The organism is Streptomyces sp. NPDC002476 (genome assembly GCF_042889785.1).
Classification (GTDB): Bacteria; Actinomycetota; Actinomycetes; order Streptomycetales; family Streptomycetaceae; genus Streptomyces.
Genome location: NZ_JBIARH010000074.1, coordinates 1 through 17,403 on the forward strand (window position 1 = coordinate 1; position 17,403 = coordinate 17,403).

Consider the following 17,403-nt stretch of genomic DNA (forward strand, 5'->3'; position numbering starts at 1 on the left):
GCGGCCGCGAGTCCCGCGCGGCGGGGTGCGGACAGAACCGCGCCGACGGCGGGCCAGGCCAGCAGGTCCATGGCCCGGGCGATATGTCCGGGGTCGAGAGTGAAGTCAAACCGGAACCGGCGTGTGATCAGGGTGTGGGTGCTGGCGTCCAGGCGGCGCTTGGCGTTCTTGCGCGGGGCCCGGGCGGCAATCGACTGGTCGTGGTGGCGCAGGGCTGCGGTGACCAGCCAGAGGGCCTCGTAGGGGGTGGAGAGGAGGTCGGTGGGGTCGGCGTCGGGTGGGGTGTAGGCCGGGATGACCAGGCTCGCCGTCTTGCGCTCGATGGTCGGGGGCTTGCGCAGGGCGCGGCCCAGGGCCTGGACGATGCGGCGCACGCTCGCCGTGCGGTCCGCGAACACGACCGCGTCCACGGCCGGCAGGTCCACCCCCTCCCCCAGGACCTGGGCATTGGTCAGCACGCCGCGGTCGGCATCGGCGAAGCCGGTGAGGATGGCGTGGCGCTGGTCAGGGGTGTGCGTGCCGTTGACCGACTGCACAAGAAGGTCGTCGGCCCATGCGGGGCGCTGGTCCGCGGGAAGGGTACGCAGCGTATGGGGGAACTGGCGGGCGAAGTCCGCGGCGTCTGCGACCTGCTGGAAGTACACGATCACATGCTTGAGGTCGTGCTGGGTCATGGCCTTGAGGACGGCCAGGTGCAGCGCACTCGTACGACGGGCGCTCGGGCCGAACCCCGTGTGGGCATCGCCGGAGTTGGCGAGGACGGTGCGCAGGTCGGTGCTGGTAATCGTGGGCACGAGCAGCTGGTAGTCGGCCAGGACACCGTCCTCGATCGCGTCCGCGTGGGAGTACGTGTGCAAGCGCGGGCCGAAAACCTTCGGATCGTCCATCGACGCGATCAGGGAGGGGGCCTCCCACGCGGGTGCGGTGGCCGCGGTCCGCTTCGGCTGAGGCCGTGTATCGGGGGCCTCGGTCAGACGCGGAGCCTCCCACTCGTACGGGGTCGCGGTCAGGTACAGACGCCGGTCGGCCAGGATCCGGGCCTGGTCGTGGATCACCGTCCACTGCTTGTCCCAGCTCCCCGCCGTGCGGTGCGCCTCATCCACGACCAGCAGGTCGAAGACAGGAGCAGCGAAGACCGAGTGCTGGCTCTCCTCGATCCGCAGGAGGGAATCGAGCGTGACGAACACCGTCGCTCCCTCACGTCGTTTCCTGCGCTGAGCAAGCCAGTACGCCAGGTACTCCCCCGACCCCGTACTCACCGCCCCCGCACCCGCCAGCACAGGATGCTTACGGGCATCGGAAGAGGAAACCGCCATCAACGACTCACGGCGCCCATCCGCACGGGCCGCAGCCACCCACTGACCAATCAAATCCAGCCCCGGCACCGCAACCAGGAAATAACGGACATCGAGCGCCTCTGCCGTGCGCAACGCGATCAGAGTCTTCCCCGTCCCGCAGGCGGAGACGATGTGCCCGCGCGTACCCGGGTTCTTCAGATGCCGCACCGCGGACTCCACCGCAGCCTGCTGATCCACACGCAGCATACGACGGTCTTCCGGGCGGAGGGAGAGCGTTGCGGTGGGGCGGGTAGTCATCGCGACGAAGTACCTCGGGGTGCGAGACGACAGGTGCGGGCAACGTGCCTCTTCATCTTCCCGCATCTGGTGGGAGGCGTGGTGCAGAAGAAGTTCGAAGAAGTCCGCGCTCAGGTGTAACACCACGGGGCCTCCGCCGTACTACCTGTGTGAGGCCGTCGGGGAGCGGGTGCAGCAGTCCGGCTAAGGCCGGAGGGTCGGGGAAGGCCGAGGGATCAGTGAGCGATGACGTGGCTGCGTCAACGGGGGCGCGCGGGCCGCGGCCGTTGGTGGAGGACATGCTGGGTGAACATCTGCAGCAGTGGTTCCCCCGGTTCGTCGGGTGGGTCGTCAGCAGGGGCGGCATCGGTCAGCACGACGCCGAGAACATCGTGTCCGAGGCCTACACGCGGGTGTATGCGCGCATGATGTCCGCTCCCGAAGCGGCTGGCCGCTGGGAAGGTTCAGCTCCCGAAGAGCGGACGAAGTACGTGCGGACGGTTGTCTCAAACGAAGCGACGAACCACCTGCGGAGGCAGAAGTCCCTGCGGTCGCTGGAGGACCAGCCCGACGAACCCGATACCGACGCCGACCCGGCCGAGATCGTCGTCCGAGCCGCAGAAGCCACCCAGGTCTTGGAGAACCTGCGGGCTCTTTCGCAGCGGGACCGGGACGTCCTCATCCCGATGGAAGGGGTGTCGCAGTCCGAGCAGGCCCTCGAGCTCGGAATGAGTCACGGCGCGTTCAGGACGGCGTTGACCCGGGCTCGCAAAAGGTACGCGGCCAAGTTTCCCCAGCACCACCCGGAGGACATCTGATGACGTCGAGTAAGGAGCACCGCCAGAATCTGAACAGTAACGCAGTGCCGGGCCATTCCGGAGAGGAAAAAGATTCCCATATGATGTCAGAAGGTTTCCCCTCTATCCGGCTTCCCGTGAACGACACTGATATTCCGGCCGAGGCATTGACCGCAGAAACTGTGGATGAGGAGGATGTGATCGCTGATTTTTTCAGTGAGGAATCATTCACCGAATTCCTCGGGCAGTACGACACTCTGGTGTCCTCAGGCGAGGTCCCCAGCTACACAGCATCAGAACTGGCTGCGCGGGCCGATCATCTGTTCAAGCGTATGGAAACCGCTGCTGGACACGGGCAGTCACACAGGCCTGCGTCCCAGCACGACACACGGAACCGTGCACACGCTCCGCTTCAGGCATGCTCTGCAGCAGAGCCGGAGCACTGGGCAAGTGCGCGGGATCTCCTGGCTGCTCTGTCAGCGGTCTTCAACAGCGCACTGTCCGTAGCAAGGACTCCTGCTGCCGCATGCAGTGACAGGCTCGGACGCTTCGATGCCGACCTGCGTCTGAACACGGTCTGCCCCACCAGGCCCCTGCGGCTGTCCTTCCTCGTCAGCGGGATGCTCCTGAGTGGCACAGACTTGTCTGAACACTGCCTGAGAACATCGGCAGACCTCGCACCAGTGCCAGCACTGGAAGGTGTTGAGGGGCTGTGGTGGTTTGTGCCCGTCTCCGGAGCTCACACTGCCGCAGATGCCGAGACAGGCACGCTCCGCCTCTGGTCCGCTGGTCAGAGTGTCGATTCCCATCAGCTTCTCCCGGCTCCGAGGCAGGGGGCTTCACGGGTACTTGCTGATCCAGCATGCCGAGCAGCGGCCCGTACCTGGCTGCAGCCATACCAGGTCATGCTGCTGGACCGCCTGTGGAGGAAGTTCGGCTACGAGCCTGCATCTGGTCGGCTCGCTCCCGGAGCACCGGTCAAGCTCACACAGCAGTCGCCATCGCGCTACCGTGCGCCAGCAGTGAGCAGCAGCACTGAGCCTCATCTGCTGATGGTTGTCCTGCCCAGACCGGCAAGCGGACAGCAGCGGGTGTTGCAGTGGGAAGCCGAGTTGGCACTGCGGTGGCATGAGCGCCGCAGCGGATCACGGCCGCCAGACGTCGTGGCAGCCGTGCTGCTGCTCAGCTCAGCTCACCCTGCCGATCTGCAGCCCCCAGAGGGACGGTCCTGCTCCGGTGAGGCCGAACAGGCTGCTGCGCTGATGATCCCTGTCCCTGAGAATCTGAGGACACAGCAGGAACTGTCCGAGATTCAAGGATTCGTGAATGAAGCATTCCGAGAATGTGCAGGAAAGGAGGCCTGAAGGAATCGGGACGTGCAATTCCCTACCGCTGGATGGCTGCCATCGTATCGGCGGTCTGCCCGCTATGCCCGCGCACCCATCGTCTGAAGGTTCTTTCCTTTTCTTCGGTCACGTGTGTAACAAAAGGCAGATGAGTCCGTATTAGCTCTGCCGGGCCGACCAGTCCCGGCCACGCGGATCGAAGGATGCTTTCACATGACTACGACGATGAACGGGCAGTCGCAGCAGGACGGCGGCAACCGGGACACCGCGCCCCAGACGACCGGTTCAACGGTGCCTTCGAAGCACGTTGCGGGCTGGGCGGTCGTCGGCTGCGTTGTCGTCATCGCCGGATCGGCGCTGTTCACGAAGATCGACCCCACCTGGGCGGATCCCCTCCAGGTGGGCATCGCCGCCGGCGGCCTCTACCTGGTGGTGGCCAGCTTCCTTTGGCGCTGGTATCGGCGCCGAGGGTGAACCGGCTCACCGCACGAGGGGCTTGAGCGGGGAACATGAACCGAGTCGGCAGCCCGCGTACCTGGCGGCCCGCCCAAGGCATGCAGCCAGTGAATCGTTCTCGGCCAGGCCCGACCGCTGTCCCGAGGGGGGCCGGTAGCAGTACGAGCGGGGCCTGTTCGGCAGGGTCAACCTGGCCCGCGTGCCGGAGCTTCCGTTCGGCCGTTCAACTATTGAGCCTGACGCACGAGACCCCGGGCCATCGGCACGGGGTCTCGTGCGTCAGGCTGCAACATGGTGTCGCTTGCCGCACCTCGTAGGTATGGCTTGGGGGTGCTTACTGAATGAGGCGGCCGGGATCTCCGCCACGACGTCGATCAGCGCTCCTCGAACCGGTTGCTTGATCTGCTGGGCATCCGTGCGAAAGTGCCCGCTGGGGACGGCTAACACGGCACTGTGGTGGAGTGATCCGTCATCCCGTTCTCCTGAGGACCGCTCCCCTGCGGGGAGAAACGACCTCGTCCCTGATCTGCCGCATCGCAAACCGCTACGGGATGGAAGCCAAAGCGTTGCGGTCCTGGTGGCTCTGGCGTAACCATCAGCCCAGACACGATAGCGGGACCTGTCGGGCCGACGCCGAGGTGCTGCTGAACTCAGCCGGACGGCAGCGCCTGGCAGGCCTGTGCGGCGTGGAGGAAGACGTGCTGGCGCGGGCATTGCCGTCCTGGGCGCAGGAGGATGCCAAACTGCTGGCCAAGGGGGAGGCAGTGCCAACGGCGGCATGGCGGATCGGTAGCGCGGTCGCCGGGCCGGTGGCATTCGGCTGCCGGTTGTGCGCCGCCGGGCGGACAGGAACCGTCGTGCGGGTCGTGCGGTACGCCCCGCGGTGGGATCGGGTGTGCACGCGGCACGGGCGGTGGCTCTTGGACGCGGACGCCGACCAGTCCCGCGAATACCTGGACGTGCGGCACTTGCCGGAGGTGGCCGGGGCGCAGCGGCGGTGGACGGGGGTGGCGCGGCGGGCTGTGCGGGCCGGGGCCGAGCCGGAGCGGGTGTTCGCTTTGGCGCAGGCGGTGGTGGCGCGGTGGTGGGAGCAGGCCCTTGGCTGGGAGCGGGAGACGATCTGGCCGCGGCGGCTGCATCAGGTCGCGGGCGGTGATGCCGGGTCGGAATTTGAGTGGTGGCGGATCGTGGGGCGGGATGCGGTTGTCTTCCCGGAAGTAGTGGCGGTCGCGGATGCGCTGCTGGATCCGGTCATGGTGCGGCTGGTGTGGGCGGACAGCGGGGGTGAACGGCCGCAGCTGCTGGGGGCGGACGGGGTGTTCTGCCGTCGTCTCGGCGAGCGGGTGGGAAGGGAGTGGCTGGGGCCGTTGATCGGGGTCGACTACGGGGGTCCGCTGGTCGCGTGGAGGGGGGCGGTTGTCCGCCTGCGTCGTTATCCCGAAAGCCGGGAGGGCCCGTATGCGCGGTTCGAGGAGGACCTGTGGTGGGTGCGGCAGGAACACCGGCCGTCGACGATGGCCGCCGGGCTGCGGGGCTTGACCAGGGAGAAGAAGATGCCCGGCTCGGGGACGAACTGGCGGGCCGTGGTGCCCGCCGAGCAGCGCTTTTTGATCACCAATCTCCTCGGCGAGGCCGAGGAGCAGTTGCAGCAGTTGCGCGGTGCGCAGGTCGGCACTACCGCCGAGGTGGCCCGGTCCATGCTGGAGGGCTTGAGCCGTGGGACGGATCTGCTCGACCAGGTGCTGGGGCGGGTCATGGTGGCCGCGGTGAACGCCGGGGTGAGGGTGGACGAGGTGGCCCGGTGGGCGCAGCTGTCGGAGGAGGAGGCGGTAGCAGTCCTCGGGACGTACCGGGGTGCGGACGACGAGTAGAGCCGGGAGTGGTCCAGTCGCTGCTATTAGCGCATGGGGCGGCGTCTTGTGATCAGAACGCGTGAAACGTGTCCGGTGCGGTGGGGGCACCGGTGGGGTGGGGTGGGTGAGCGGCAGGAGCGTGGTGGGCGGCCCTGAGAGGGCGGTCGGGCAGCGGGACGTGGTGGTCGGGGCGGGGTTCGAGGCCGTCTTCCTCGATCCGGTGGGGCGGATGGTGCAGCAGCGGTGGGCGGACGCGGCGGTGGCGGTGGCTTTCGAGGAGCTGGATCCGGTGTCGGCGTTCCCGGCCGTACCGGGGCGCAGGTGGGGGCCGGGCCTGTGGTGGTCGGCCACCACCGGGCGGCACGTGGCCTCGGGATCGCACGCGATGCGGGCGCAGTTGATGGTCCTCGACCGTGACCGGCGGGTAGTGGGCCTGGCGGGACGGCCGGTGCGGGTTTTGTGGCGGGACGGGCAGGGGCGGGTGCGGTCGTGGGTGCCGCAGCTGTTCGTACGGTACGCGGACGGCACCGGGATGCTGGCCGATTGTCCCAGCCACCCGGAAGCCGGCGGCGAACGGGCATTGGAGGCTGCGGAGACGGTTGCGGAGGCGTGTGCGCAGGTGGGGTTCGTCTACCAGCGTCTTGAGCCGCTGGAGAAGACGCTGGCGGCGAACCTGAAGTGGCTGGCCGGCTACCGGCACCCACGCCACCAGGGCCGCCCGGGACTTGCGGCCGCCGTGCTTGAGGCGTTCGCCGAGGCACAGCCGCTGATCGACGGCGTGGAGGAGGTCGGCGACCCGATCGAAGTCCTGCCCGCCGCCTTCCACGCCTTGTGGCACGGCTGGCTGACCGTGGCGCTGGATGTGCCGCTGCACGAACGAGTCCTGGTCCGTGCTCCTGCGTCCGGTGTGTCCGGCGACGGGCTGGGCCTGCCGTGCGGAGATGGTGCCGGTGGTGGTGACGTCGAAGGCGTCGGCGGGGCTGGTGCGGGCTGTGGGGAGGCTTGGTGAGCGGGGTGCGGCGGGGTGGGCGGCCGGTGGTGGAGGTCGGGGCACGGGTCCGTTATGGCGGGGCGCGGTGGCAAGTCGTTGCCCTGTCCGGGCAGGGCTTCCACCTGGTCGGTGAGGACGGGGCGGACCAGGTGGTGCTGGCCGGGCACCTGTTCGCCGACCCCGGGTTCGCGGTCCTGGGCGCGGAGCAGCCGGTTCAGGCGGTGCCGCAGTGGGGGCTGTTCGAGACTGCACCTGCTGCGGCGCGGGAGAAGGCGCTGGCCTGGCTGCGGCACATCAGGGAAGTGGAATGCGGGCTGCCGGGTGAAGTGGGCAGCGGTGGGGTGGTGCGGGCGGAGTACGACCCGGATCGGTGGACGTTGGCCGAGCGGGAGCAGGCCAAGGCTGCGGAGCTGACGGCGCTGGGCTTTGGGCAGGTGTCGAGGTCGACGGTGCAGCGGATGCGGCTGTCCTATCGCAAGCAGGGGTTATGGGGGTTGGTGGACCACCGCACCGCCCGCAGTCCGAAGAGCGGTGATGGTGGGGGGCGTCAGGACGAGCGGGTCGTCGCCGCGGTCAAGGACGTGCTGCGCGGGCAGCGGGGGCGTTCCAAGGGCACCGTCAAAGCGCTGATGCCGCTGGTCGCGCGGCTTCTGAAAGAACGGCACGGGAACACGGTGGCCATGCCCGCGCAGGCCACGTTCTACCGGCTCGTCAACCAGCTCGCCCATCCTGCTGATCACCCGGCGAGACGCGTGCGCGCGGCGCCGCTCACGGACGACGGGCGTAAGTTCACCCCGACCATGGCTCTGCGGCCTGGGGAACAGGTCCAGATCGACACCACCCGCCTGGACGTCCTCGCGCTCTACGACGACGGCAGTCTGGGACGGCCCGAACTCACCATCGCTGTCGACGTGGCGACCCGGGCGATCCTCGCGGCGGTGCTGTGCCCGGCCGGGACGCAGGCGGTGGATGCCGCCCTGTTGCTGGCGGAGATGGCGGTGCCGTATCCGGCACGCCCGGCCTGGCCCGATGTCCTGCGCTTCGCGCACAGCACGGTCCTGCCCGGGGAGCGGCTGATGTCGCTGGACGAACGTCTCCACGGGGCGGCCGCCCGGCCGGTGGTGGTGCCCGAGACTGTGGTGGTGGACCGGGGGAAGGTGTTCCTGTCGAAGGCGTTCACGGGCGCCTGTGAAGTGCTCGGGATCAGCGTGCAGGCGGCTCCGCCGTTCGCCCCGACCGCCAAGGGCATCGTCGAGCGGACCTTCGGATCGATCAACACCTTGTTCTGCCAGCACCTGCCCGGCTACACCGGGTCCGATGTAACCCGCCGCGGCAAGGACGTGGCACGCGAAGCGTGCTACAGCGTCGCCCAGTTGCAGGACCTCCTCGACGAATGGCTCGTGCACTACCACCACCGTCCGCACCAGGGGCTGCAGCATCCCATGCTGCCGAAGGTCGCACTGTCCCCGAACGAGATGTGGGCGGCCCTGGTCGCGGTCGCCGGATACGTGCCCGTGCCGTTGACCGGCAGTGACTATCTGGAGCTGCTGCCGGTGCGGTGGCAGGCCATCACCGAGCACGGCATCCGGCTGCACCACCGCACCTACGACCACGACCTCCTCGGCCCGCACCGGGGACAGGACTCCGGCGTGGCGGCCCGGGGCGGGAAATGGGAGGTCCACACCAACCCGCACGACGTCCGTCAGCTCTGGGTCCGCCTCCCCGACCTTGGACTGACCGAGATCCCGTGGATCCACCGGGAACACGCCCACCAGCCGTTCAACGACCGCACCTGGCAGTACCTGCAGACGATCACCACACGCCACGCGGACCACGACCGGTACGAGGCGGACCTCGCCGAAGCCCTCGATCAATTGATGCGGCGGGCGAAAGCTGGAACAGCCACCCGTACCGAGCAGTACGTCCTCGCCCGCCATGCCACCGCCCGCACTCCCCCACCGTCTACCGGGCCCGTGTCCGAGGATCAGGCACAGGAACTGGGCACGGCAGCCACAGGAACGGAGGACGACAGCCTCGACGACCTCGACCAGGACGCCGCCGAAGACGAGACCCCTGCCGGTCCGGCCGTGCCGGTGGCCGGGTACGGGCTCTACGACGCCCAGGAGGAGGCCCTCAAGTGGTGAACCACCACAGCCCGGACGCAAGCGGTCTCCTCGCGGCGGCAGGCACGGGCGGACAGGACAGAGACGGCGCGAGCACGCCCGCCGGCGACGGTGCAGGCGGGGCGTGGTCGGTGACGACCTGGCAGGGCTGGCAGCGCTTCGCCACCACCCCTCCCCCACAGCCACCCGCTCCCGGGGAACCGGCGCGCGGCGTGGAGGAACGCCTCGCCTATCACTCCGCGTTCGTCACGGTGCGGACCCCGGCGATCGACACCCTGACCACCGGCGTGCGCACTCTGATGGTTCTGGGACGGCACCAGCAGACCACCGCCCGGCCCTCGCTGATCGTCACCGGTCCGGCAGCGGCCGGGAAGACCACTGCGCTGCTCCACGTCGGGCGCGCCTGCCACCTCGCTCACACCCAGCAGCACCCGCCGGCCATCACCACGCAAGCCGCGGTGCCGGTCGCCTATGTACTGGTCCCGCCCGGGGCGACCGCGAAAGCACTCGCGACCGAATTCGCCCGCTATCTCGGCATCCCCGTCACCGCCCGCATGACCCAGGCCCAGATCACCGACGCCGTCTGCCACACCTACAACCGTGCGGGCGTGCGTCTGGTACTCATCGACGAGATCCACCGGCTCAACCCCCGCACCACCACCGGCGCGGAAACCGCCGACCTGCTCAAAGACCTCACCGAACGCATCGGGGCGACGTTCGTGTACGCGGGCATCGACGTCACCACCACCGCCCTGTTCTCCGGGGTACGCGGGGCCCAGCTCGCCGCACGCGCGAGCTTGGTGGAATGCGGGGCGTTCCCAGCACGGCTCGGCACACGCGAACCCTTCAGAGAACTGATCGCGGGAGTAGAAGCCGCACTCGATCTCCGCACGCACCGGGCCGGGACACTCCCCCGCCACACCGCCTACCTCCACCAGCGCACCGCAGGCAGGATCGGGAGCCTGGCCCGGCTGATCCGGCAAGCAGCGATCACCGCGATCCTCGACGGCAGCGAACGGATCACCAAGCAAAGTCTCGACACGATCCGTCTGGACCACCTCGCCGAAACTCACCACCACACCACGCGAGACCGCCAACCCAACCCACGCTGACCAGGCAAAACACCCCTGACCAGCAAAAACACAGGCACTGCCATTAGACGCACAAACCATCTGCAACAACACCATTAATTCTCAATAGAATTGAGATAACACCAGGTCAGACCGCCTACCACCCCGCCCGAAAGCCACACGACCGGTTCTCACCCAACCCGCAACACCCCAGCCCAGAACCACCCACACACCCCAACCCACACCGAGAACCGATAGTCCTGCAGGACGGGGACGGGGCGCGTGTGCGGGTGAGTGGGGCGGCTGCCGGGGTACTGCGGTTCAGCGAGGAACGCGACCCAGCCGTGCTCGCCCAGTTCGTGCGGCTGCGGGTCATCGACCCGGAAGGGGCGTACTGGCGGCGCGGGATCGAGGCCGCCACGCGGTGGCTGCGCGAAACCGGGAACACCGTGCTGCGCGTCCCTTACACGTACTCCACGCCGGAGGACTGGGGCGGGATCGGCGGGCATCCTCTCGGGCGGTGGGTCGCCGAGCAGCGGCGCGCCTACGGGGCCGGGACGCTGGAGGCGAAGCGTGTGGTGGAGCTGGAGCAGCTCGGGATGGTGTGGTCCGAGCGGGACGCGGCCTGGGACGACGGAATGTCCGTCGCGCGTTCCTACGCCGCGGTCCACGGGCACTTCCTTCCGCCGGTCACCGCGGTGTGGGAGGACTACCCCATCGGGGTCTGGGGGAAGAACGCCCGCGCAGCAGCCCGGCGGGCGGCCGAGAACGCCGAGCTCCGTGCGGCAGGGCGGCCCGTGCGGTCGGCGGCCGGGGCGATGCCCCAGGCGCGGCGGGACGAGCTCGACGCGATCGATCCGGGGTGGTGCCCGGCATGGGACACGACCTGGCAGCGCTGCTACCGCCTCGTCCACAACCACGTACAGGCCGGCGCCACCGTCCCCACGGCTGCCGGGACGGTGGTCGTGCAGGGCGAAGACCTCGGCCGGTGGGTCACCTCGCAGCAGCACGGGTGGGAGCAGCTGCTGGCCGCGCAGCAGTGGCTGCTGGAGAACACCCTCGGACTCACACCCGCCGAGAAGGAGACGGCGGGGCGGCCGGTGCCGCGGGCGCAGGACGCGAAGTGGGCCACCAACCTCGCCGCCGCCCGCCAGTTCCACGCCCGGGAAGGACACCTGAAAGTACCTCGCAAGCACATCGAGCACCTGGAGGCCGAGACGGACCCGTCAGGCCGTCAGAACGGTGCTGACGGGGTTGTGGAGGTCAAGCTCGGCACCTGGCTCGACAACGTCCGCAAACGGGCCGACAAGCTCACCGAGCAGCGTCGCGCGGACCTCGATGCGATCGGGATGCGCTGGTAGAACGGCGGAGGCTTCAGGTGCGTGGACAGGGCCCGGTCATCGGATGACCGGGCCCTGTTTCTGAGCTGTCAGCGGTTGGGCTGTGTGATGCCGGTCCGCCCGAGCTGTACGGGGCGGACCCGGTCGAGACGCCGTGGATGAAGGCCGGCCGCGACCGGCTCACCATCACCCGCGACGGTGTCATCGTCCGACACCACCGAACCGAGGCTCACCACCGCGGCCGGCCCCGATGGCACGATCGGCTGGGCCATCGTCCACAACCGCGAGTCCACCCCGCCGAACTCACGCGTGAGTGCCATATGTGTGCCACGTGCAGGGCCTCTCCCGGTCGGTGAACGGGAGGGGCCCTGGCCCGGCGCTACTCAGAGCCCATGCCGGATTCGAACTGACGACCTTCACTTACGGCATCGCCGGGCAGCTTCCGGTGGGCGTTGTCAGCGCAGTTGATGCGGATCGAGTATCTGCGGTTCGGGCGAGGCTTCCGCGATGGCCTCGATCTCGACGCGGGCCTCGGGGTGGACCAGGGCGGACACCTGGACCAGGGAGGAGGACGGCGGAGCGTCGAGGCGCAGATAGGTGTCGCGTACTTCGCGGAATGCCGCCAGGTCTGACAGGTCGGTCAGGAACACCGTCAGCTTGACGACTCTGTCCATGTGCGAGCCAGCGGCCTCGAGGGCCGCGGCGAGGTTGGAGAACACCTGGTCGATCTGTTTGCGGGCGTCGTTCTGGCCGACGAGATTTCCGTCGGAGTCAAGGGGGAGCTGGCCGGAGACGAAGATCAGTGGCCCGGTGGTGGCCACGGTGTGGCTGTAGCCGTTGGCCGGGGGCATGCCTGAAGGGCGCGTGTGATGCTTCATGTCGTTATGTCATTTCCTTGTCGGCGCTGGAGAAGACGGGGACACGCTGCCGGTCTTTCGTGACGAGAACCAGCACGGTAGCCGCTGCGGTCAGCACGGCGGCGGGGTAGCCGAACTGGTCCGGGGAGATCCACTCTGAAGTGAGACCTCCGAGGCCACTGCCCAGGGAGATTCCCAGATAGATCGCTGTGGAGCTGAGTCCCAGCAGGATCGGTGCGGATGCCGGCGCCTTCTCGATCAGTCGGTGCTGCTGCGGGACGATACATGCCGCGCTGCACACTCCCCACGTCAGCGCCCAGATGAGGCCGGCGGAGAAGTCGCGGACCAGGAGCGGCTGTACGGCCAGGACGAGCGCCGAGGCGACCAGCGAGCCCAGGGCCACCGACCCCAAGCTCACCACCGCGGCCGGCCCCGACGGCACGATCGGCTGGGCCATCGTCCACAACCGCGAGTCCACAACCGCCGAACTGGACGACCTTGAGCAGAAACTCCTCGCCCGCGGCGCAGAACTCGCCGCCCGCTACGACCAGGACCGGCAGCGGGCCGGGACGGGCGAGGGGCGGGAGGCGCCGTGAACGCCGGGGCCGGGTCCGGCCGTCAGGCGGTCCGTGCCAGGGCCTGAGCCGCCTCGTCGGCCGCCGCGAGCACTACGGCCGCTTGCTTCGGATCGTCAGCCGCCTCCCGGCCGGCGCAGTACGCGAGCACCGGCACCACCTGCTGCAACGCGGCCCGCAGGGCGGCGATCCGGTCGGCGTCGGAAAGGTCACGGCGAGGCGGAAGGGCACCGGTCACAGGGAGAGCCGGTGCCCCGTACTCCGGGGTGGGTGCTGAGGATGTCGTCATGCCCCCAGCGCACCACACCGGCGCCCCGCGACGCACCGCACCAAGACCCCGCATCACCGGTACGGGCGACGAACCTCACGGCCGCCGAACAGGCCGGTGCAACTCGCCGCTCGGGCACCAGGACGGCCCTGTACCGCGCCGGGAATCCGGTCTCCGTCCCGCCGACGCGCACATCAGGTCAGCAGCGCCCCGCCCGTCCGCTCCTCCTCCGACCATCCGGTGACGTCGAGCAGCTGCCCGTCGAGCGCACCACCGACCAGCTCGACGTAGGAGGTGGCCGAGCCGCACCGGCCCCGAACCCGCCGACTCCCTGCCAGAGACCACTGCTTCCCTACTGTTCCACGGCGACCGCTGGCACGGCCCCGCTGGCCACAACGTGGAGCAGGTCGGGGTCGAGGATCGTGTAGGCGCGCTTGGCCCTGCCCTTGCCCAAGGAAGCGAGCGCGCCTGCCTTGCGCAGGTGGCGCATGCTCTTCTCGATCGAAGCCAGGCTGACTCCGAGCGCATGGGCAAGATGCCTATGCGTTGGGCCATGCATCGGCTCTTCCATGAACGGCAGGATTCGGGCCTGCACCAGGTCGGGATCCTGGTGAGCCAGGTGATGGATCAGCTGGGCGAGGCGAGCGGTCGTCGGGCGGAAGTCCAGGCCGTACACGACGTCGTGGACGCGGAGATGGTCGAGCAATACCTGGGTCAGCATGCGCTGCACGCTCAAGTCCCGCATAGCGCGACTCCGCAGAACATCGCGAGGGATCCGGATCGTCCACGTGGTGCACAGGAACTCGGTCAACGAGCGCGCCACCGAGCCCGAGAACATGTCGAGGTCGCCGAGCCATCGTCCCGGTCCCCAGAGGCGGCCCTCGTCAAACGCGACTCCGGAAAGGATGATCTCCACTGCGTTGCGATCTACCGGCCCGGTCTCACGGGCGTGCCGGAACAGGGTGCTGCTGCCCGCGAGGGCTGCAGCAGCCTCCGCGGCGACGCCCTTGGACTGAAAGTACTGCTCCAAGCGCACTCCGACGCTGCCGCTGCGGCGCGGGCGGAATTCAACGGCGGGTTCGCCGGGCGCCACGTCAGATCCCTTCCTCGGCCGACCGCGACAAATTGGAGATCGCGCGGGTTGCCGCCACGGGGGGTATCGGCTGCGGCGGTTCGGTGAGAAGAGCGACGACGGGCACCATGGCGCCGATGAGCGTGCCCATCGCGAGGACGACGGCCGTGATTCGGGCCGGCGTCGCCTTGAGGTGGGCGACTGTGAAGCAGACGGCCCCGAAGACGATCAGGAATAACAGCGCGGCGACCACAAGAGCTGGTATGGACATGAAGCCCCCCTGAGAGGGAAAAGGGCGGTCGACTGCTCGGCCTCCCGCCCCTGGCTAGGGGGCACTCAGCCGAGCCCGGTCGCTGACCGGAGACCGCCAGGTGAACTCGTTTTGGACTTGCAGCACTAACCGAAGGCGCACCCCGAGGGGTCTCCTTCGACCAGTCCGAAAGACTTTACAGACATGGGGGTGACGGGCATAACTTCCCTTACGCGCAGGGGAATCGTTTGATCACTTAGGGGAACGGCCCTCAGGAGGACGCCTCCGTCAAAGATGTGACATCCACCATAATGAAACGCGTGTTTTCTACCTCGCTTATGCCGTAGAAGTAGGGTTCTAAGGTCGGCACAGCGAGGAATCACCTTGTTTTACGGCATAACTCGCGGGTAGGCACGGTTACATAGATGCGTTGGACATGGGCCTTGAACTCGCCCGGACTTCAGCATCATCGGGCTTCCCCGGGAAGGGTGGCCCCCTTCCCGGGCCCGATGGCAAGCATCACTGAGGGCCCCACCGGTCGGTGGGGCCCTCAGTGGTTTCGCTGCACGAGCGCCACCCGCTCGACGACGAACTCGTCGACGGCCTCGCCGTCGGCCCCCGGCTGCGCGCGCCGCTCCCCGGCGCCCCGGCCGAGGACGACCAAAGGCAAGAGGAACAGGGCTTCGTCGTCGCGCTGCGCGCCGAGCTGGACCGAGACCGAGAGGACCGCACGCGTTCAGGTCGACGGAGGAGCAGCACGATCGGGAGCTGGCGGAGGCGGAGACGGCGCATCTGAGAACGCAGTTCCAGGCGCACGGGGCGCACGTCGGGGGCCCCGCGACGCGCGCTTGCCGCTCTGACGACGCCCCGGAGCGGGGCAATCCGGCAAGGCCGGCCACGTCCGGGCATAGGCGTCTGGGGCGGAGTGGGGCGGGCGCCACTGATGGCGCCGTATGGATGTGAGAAGGCAGACACAGATGTGGCCCGGCCGTTTGGCCGGGCCACATTTCGTCGTCCTCGGCTCCGCAGTCGCCTGCGGGCGAGAAGTTGGTGGGGGTTCCGCTGCAACGGAAGAGTCCCCGGTTGTCCCTGGTGCGTCCACAGCAAGTAGGTCGTCGCCCGGGATGCCGAACGCGGCGCGCGCCGCGCTGGTCAACGGGTAAGAGTGTGCCGGGTCGGGGCCTCATGTTGCAACTATGGATTGCAAGCGATTACACCGGATGAAGAATTCTCTGCCCTGACCTGCGGAAACACTCGCGTGTGCGACGCCAGTGTTTCGAGTTATTCGAGACACTTGCGCGACAGTTGATGAATAACCAAAGGAAGCGGAACCCGGTCAGTTTTTTTCGTCTTGTCGAGGGATTTCAAAATCTCTTGGAAGGGTCCGGGAAGTTGGGCCTGGCCTGCGGAAACTCTGAGGCCGTTCCACCGGAAAGCTGATCATCCTGGCAAATCCTCGCAATCCCACTGTCCATGCAGCGTACGAGGCGTGTCGCACTATCAGCTCCCCTTGACAGATGCGCCTTTACGTGGGAACCGCGCCACTTCTGTGCTCGTTCACGTCAGTAACGTAACGGCCGCCCTACCTTCTGGCTGCAACCGGAACGGGGCGTGCAGTCCACAGCTCGTCAACCTGTCGTCAAGCCGGAGGTTTTCGCTTGTCCCTGATTCTTCCTGAGAACATCTCCGCCCAGCCCGAGCCGACGCGCCCGGGCAGCCAGCCCGCGCCCTCGACCCCGGGCTCTCGTCTGTCCTGGACCGATCTCGGTCTGCTGACGGTTGTCCTGGGCTCGCTGGTCGCCCTCCTCGCGTGCGGGGTGGGCCTCCAGGAATCCGTAGCCGTTGTGGGCGTCGCCGGGCTCATCAGCGCCGAGCTGCGCCGCCGTATCACTTCCTGACGAACTCCCGGCCCGGGGCCCCGTGCCCCGGGCCGTCGGGCTCTCGGAAGGAGATGAGATGGCCCGCCCCATGAACCCCCTGCCCAGCACCGGCCCTCAAGAGGACAAGCTGGTGCTCTTCGCCGCCGGCCTGCGCGCCCTGCGCGTGAAGGCCGGCTCTCCTTCCCTGACCGAGATGTCGCAGCGCACCGGCATCTCCGTCGCTGCGCTCTCGAACGCGCACGGCGGCCGCAAAATGCCCTCGTGGCGAACGGCTGAGGGCTACGTCCGTGCCTGCGGTGCGGAAAGCTCCATCTGGCGGACCAGGTGGGAGGCCGTCCGGCTCACCCAGCAGGCCGCCCAGGCGCAGGACGGCCAAGCGGCCCTGTTGAAGCGGTGGGCCAGCACGCAGCGCCTCACCCCACCGCAGTGGACACGGTCCGAGACCGAACTCACCCGGGCCCTGGACCAGTTGCGCCGGTTCCGCGGTCTGAGTCTGCGGGACCTGGCGCGGCGCACCCCGGGGTTCTCCCACCACACCTACGGAGTGGTGCTGCGCGGCGACCGTCCCGTGACCGCCGACGTCCTGCTCGCGGTCCTGCGCTCCTGCGGTGTGGGGCCGGGCGAGACGCGACGCTGGTTGGAAGCACTGGCCCGCGCACGTCCGGCCGAAGGGCTGCGGGTGCGGACGCTGCTGTCACGCATGCCGGAACCCCGATTGCCCGGCGGACGCCAACCATACGTAAGAGGCAGAGGCAACGATCCCAGGGCGGCCGCACGGCTCTGAACCCGCCCACCGCGCGTTTCGGGGGTGCCTCGGTGTGAGCCCCGGGCTGCCCAGCCTCCAGCCCGGGTCACCGTGAAGTTTCCCCGTGATGTTGGACACGTGTTCGTTATGCCGCGAGGGCGTGTTGGTGCCGCTGCCTGGTCTCGGCTGGGGTCAGGTAGCCGAAG

At 68.5% G+C, this 17,403-nt stretch carries 17 protein-coding genes; 11 read left to right on the plus strand and 6 right to left on the minus strand.

What is annotated here, in order from left to right; genetic code table 11:
• Positions 1-1,595 (minus strand): DEAD/DEAH box helicase family protein (locus tag ACFYXM_RS35895; RefSeq protein ID WP_389295899.1); only part of this gene is annotated, 1,595 nt, incomplete at its 3' end.
• Positions 1,596-1,813: 218 nt separating this feature from the next.
• Between ACFYXM_RS35895 and ACFYXM_RS35900 the strand changes: the two genes are divergently transcribed.
• From ACFYXM_RS35900 to ACFYXM_RS35935, 8 genes are all read left to right on the plus strand, one after another.
• Positions 1,814-2,392 carry an RNA polymerase sigma factor gene (locus ACFYXM_RS35900; protein ID WP_389295901.1) on the plus strand — a complete coding sequence of 193 codons (579 nt, stop codon included), beginning with the start codon at positions 1,814-1,816 and terminating at the stop codon, positions 2,390-2,392.
• Complete coding sequence (locus ACFYXM_RS35905) at positions 2,392-3,735, plus strand: hypothetical protein (protein ID WP_389295903.1); 1,344 nt, start codon at positions 2,392-2,394, stop codon at positions 3,733-3,735. The genes ACFYXM_RS35900 and ACFYXM_RS35905 overlap by 1 nt, the downstream gene beginning before the upstream one ends.
• 195 nt (positions 3,736-3,930) lie before the next feature.
• Entirely contained in the window at positions 3,931-4,191 is a 261-nt protein-coding gene (locus tag ACFYXM_RS35910; protein WP_389295905.1) for a hypothetical protein, read from the plus strand.
• A gap of 443 nt (positions 4,192-4,634) precedes the next feature.
• Complete coding sequence (locus ACFYXM_RS35915) at positions 4,635-6,044, plus strand: DNA-binding protein (protein ID WP_389295906.1); 1,410 nt, start codon at positions 4,635-4,637, stop codon at positions 6,042-6,044.
• Between the two features lie 211 nt (positions 6,045-6,255).
• The gene (locus ACFYXM_RS35920; RefSeq protein WP_389295927.1) at positions 6,256-7,035 is read left to right on the plus strand and encodes a TnsA-like heteromeric transposase endonuclease subunit; all 780 of its coding nucleotides are present in this window, start codon (positions 6,256-6,258) and stop codon (positions 7,033-7,035) included.
• Entirely contained in the window at positions 7,032-9,161 is a 2,130-nt protein-coding gene (locus tag ACFYXM_RS35925; RefSeq protein WP_389295908.1) for a transposase, read from the plus strand. Before ACFYXM_RS35920 ends, ACFYXM_RS35925 begins: the two co-directional genes overlap by 4 nt.
• Before the next feature lie 110 nt (positions 9,162-9,271).
• Positions 9,272-10,252, plus strand: coding sequence for a TniB family NTP-binding protein (locus tag ACFYXM_RS35930; RefSeq protein WP_389295929.1), 981 nt, complete (start codon positions 9,272-9,274; stop codon positions 10,250-10,252).
• A gap of 248 nt (positions 10,253-10,500) precedes the next feature.
• Positions 10,501-11,571, plus strand: coding sequence for a helicase associated domain-containing protein (locus ACFYXM_RS35935; protein WP_389295910.1), 1,071 nt, complete (start codon positions 10,501-10,503; stop codon positions 11,569-11,571).
• 68 nt (positions 11,572-11,639) lie between these two features.
• On the opposite strand, the gene ACFYXM_RS35940 is transcribed toward ACFYXM_RS35935, so the two are convergent.
• Together ACFYXM_RS35940 and ACFYXM_RS35945 are read right to left on the minus strand one after the other, a co-directional pair.
• Positions 11,640-11,870 (minus strand): hypothetical protein, encoded by a 231-nt coding sequence (locus ACFYXM_RS35940; RefSeq protein WP_389295912.1) that lies wholly within the window; start codon positions 11,868-11,870, stop codon positions 11,640-11,642.
• Between the two features lie 135 nt (positions 11,871-12,005).
• Positions 12,006-12,428, minus strand: a complete 423-nt coding sequence (locus ACFYXM_RS35945) for a RidA family protein (RefSeq protein ID WP_389295914.1) — start codon at positions 12,426-12,428, stop codon at positions 12,006-12,008.
• Positions 12,429-12,727: 299 nt separating this feature from the next.
• Here ACFYXM_RS35945 and ACFYXM_RS35950 point away from each other — a divergent pair, with 299 nt between their 5' ends.
• Positions 12,728-13,003 carry a hypothetical protein gene (locus ACFYXM_RS35950; protein WP_389295916.1) on the plus strand — a complete coding sequence of 92 codons (276 nt, stop codon included), beginning with the start codon at positions 12,728-12,730 and terminating at the stop codon, positions 13,001-13,003.
• A gap of 22 nt (positions 13,004-13,025) precedes the next feature.
• Here the strand turns inward: ACFYXM_RS35950 and ACFYXM_RS35955 are convergent, their stop codons facing one another.
• The 3 genes from ACFYXM_RS35955 to ACFYXM_RS35965 form a co-directional block, all read right to left on the minus strand.
• Entirely contained in the window at positions 13,026-13,271 is a 246-nt protein-coding gene (locus tag ACFYXM_RS35955; protein ID WP_389295918.1) for a hypothetical protein, read from the minus strand.
• Positions 13,272-13,602: 331 nt separating this feature from the next.
• Positions 13,603-14,343, minus strand: a complete 741-nt coding sequence (locus ACFYXM_RS35960; RefSeq protein ID WP_389295920.1) for a Crp/Fnr family transcriptional regulator — start codon at positions 14,341-14,343, stop codon at positions 13,603-13,605.
• 1 nt (position 14,344) lies between these two features.
• Positions 14,345-14,593, minus strand: a complete 249-nt coding sequence (locus tag ACFYXM_RS35965; RefSeq protein WP_389295922.1) for a hypothetical protein — start codon at positions 14,591-14,593, stop codon at positions 14,345-14,347.
• Between the two features lie 1,637 nt (positions 14,594-16,230).
• On the opposite strand from ACFYXM_RS35965, the gene ACFYXM_RS35970 reads away from it, so the two are divergent.
• Both ACFYXM_RS35970 and ACFYXM_RS35975 read left to right on the plus strand, forming a co-directional pair.
• A complete protein-coding gene (locus ACFYXM_RS35970) occupies positions 16,231-16,470 on the plus strand; it encodes a hypothetical protein (protein ID WP_389295923.1) in 240 nt (79 codons plus the stop codon).
• A 58-nt stretch (positions 16,471-16,528) separates the two neighbouring features.
• Entirely contained in the window at positions 16,529-17,236 is a 708-nt protein-coding gene (locus tag ACFYXM_RS35975; RefSeq protein WP_389295925.1) for a helix-turn-helix transcriptional regulator, read from the plus strand.
• Positions 17,237-17,403: the final 167 nt, after the last annotated feature.

What these genes read in the sequence shown, in the direction of transcription:
- ACFYXM_RS35905 (WP_389295903.1), top strand. Translation starts at nt 2,392, where the DNA reads ATGACGTCGAGTAAGGAGCACCGCCAGAATCTGAACAGTAACGCAGTG.
- ACFYXM_RS35910 (WP_389295905.1), top strand. Translation starts at nt 3,931, where the DNA reads ATGACTACGACGATGAACGGGCAGTCGCAGCAGGACGGCGGCAACCGG.
- ACFYXM_RS35920 (WP_389295927.1), top strand. Translation starts at nt 6,256, where the DNA reads ATGGTGCAGCAGCGGTGGGCGGACGCGGCGGTGGCGGTGGCTTTCGAG.
- ACFYXM_RS35940 (WP_389295912.1), bottom strand. Translation starts at nt 11,870, where the DNA reads ATGGCACTCACGCGTGAGTTCGGCGGGGTGGACTCGCGGTTGTGGACG.
- ACFYXM_RS35945 (WP_389295914.1), bottom strand. Translation starts at nt 12,428, where the DNA reads ATGAAGCATCACACGCGCCCTTCAGGCATGCCCCCGGCCAACGGCTAC.
- ACFYXM_RS35950 (WP_389295916.1), top strand. Translation starts at nt 12,728, where the DNA reads ATGAGGCCGGCGGAGAAGTCGCGGACCAGGAGCGGCTGTACGGCCAGG.
- ACFYXM_RS35955 (WP_389295918.1), bottom strand. Translation starts at nt 13,271, where the DNA reads ATGACGACATCCTCAGCACCCACCCCGGAGTACGGGGCACCGGCTCTC.
- ACFYXM_RS35965 (WP_389295922.1), bottom strand. Translation starts at nt 14,593, where the DNA reads ATGTCCATACCAGCTCTTGTGGTCGCCGCGCTGTTATTCCTGATCGTC.
- ACFYXM_RS35975 (WP_389295925.1), top strand. Translation starts at nt 16,529, where the DNA reads ATGGCCCGCCCCATGAACCCCCTGCCCAGCACCGGCCCTCAAGAGGAC.